This is a genomic window from Rhodococcus sp. BH5, from assembly GCF_027583855.1.
Taxonomy (GTDB): Bacteria; Actinomycetota; Actinomycetes; order Mycobacteriales; family Mycobacteriaceae; genus Rhodococcus_F; species Rhodococcus_F qingshengii.
Window position 1 is genome coordinate 1 of record NZ_JAJHVW010000073.1, and the last position, 1,000, is coordinate 1,000.

The window sequence follows — 1,000 nt, forward strand, 5'->3', positions numbered from 1 at the left end:
CTCGTTGTCAGCCTCTCGCAGGCAGACGGGGTGTTCTCCCTTCCCGTCGACCGCCCGCGTCGGGTGTTGTTGATCAGTGGCGGCAGTGGAATCACCCCGGTCATGTCGATGCTTCGGACGCTGGTGGAGGAGCAGCACTCGGGCGAGATCGTGTTCGTGCATTACGCGAACACCGATGCCGACGTGGCGTACACGCGCGCGCTGAAGACCATCGCCGAGCAGAACCCGAACGTGAAACTGGTACTCGTGTACACCGAAAGCGGTGGAGGTGACCTCGAAGGTTTCTTCGATCGCGGGCACCTCGACGCCGTGGCTCCGTGGATCGCCGATCCGGACACGATCGACGCCCAGGCTTATCTCTGCGGGCCTCCCGGTCTGATGCGGGGAGTGCGTGAGGTGTTCCGTGAGGTCGACGTCGAGCACTTGCTCAATACCGAGGAGTTCGCGCCGGCGGTGGCCGAGCCGGGTGAGGCCGGCGGCGAGGTGTCATTCACCAAAAGTGGGGTGGCGGCCGAGAACTCCGGCGAAACACTTCTCGAACAAGCAGAAGCTGCGGGCCTCAATCCCGAATACGGATGCCGGATGGGAATCTGTTTCTCCTGCACCTCCGTCAAGAAGGCGGGTCGTACCCGAAACGTGCGCACCGGTGAGACAGACGACGAGCCGGACAAGAAGATCCAGCTGTGCGTCAGCGCTCCCGTCGGCGACGTCACCGTCGACATCTGAAGTCCCATTTTCCACACGACTGTCTGGAGACCGACATGTTTGGACTTTCACTTCCCACCCTCCCGTTCCTCGGCAACGGTTCCGATGCGAAGGACGACGCTCCCGTCGTCCTGACGTACGAGCAGGTCGAGGAGATCGGCCGTGAGTTGGACGCATTGCGTGATCGCACCGTCGCCTCGCTCGGTGCTGAGGATCGGGAGTACATCTATCGTGTCATCAAGGCGCAGCGTGGTTTCGAGGTCGCGGGTCGCGGCTTGATGTACCTCGGCTTCCT

At 62.5% G+C, this 1,000-nt stretch carries 1 protein-coding gene and 1 pseudogene; both read left to right on the top strand.

The features are described 5' to 3' along the window. Nucleotides 1-726 (top strand): flavin reductase family protein (locus RhoBH5_RS32570; protein WP_270009645.1); only part of this gene is annotated, 726 nt, incomplete at its 5' end. Between the two features lie 35 nt (nucleotides 727-761). After that, nucleotides 762-1,000, top strand: a pseudogene (locus tag RhoBH5_RS32575) (acyl-CoA desaturase); the annotation flags it as partial.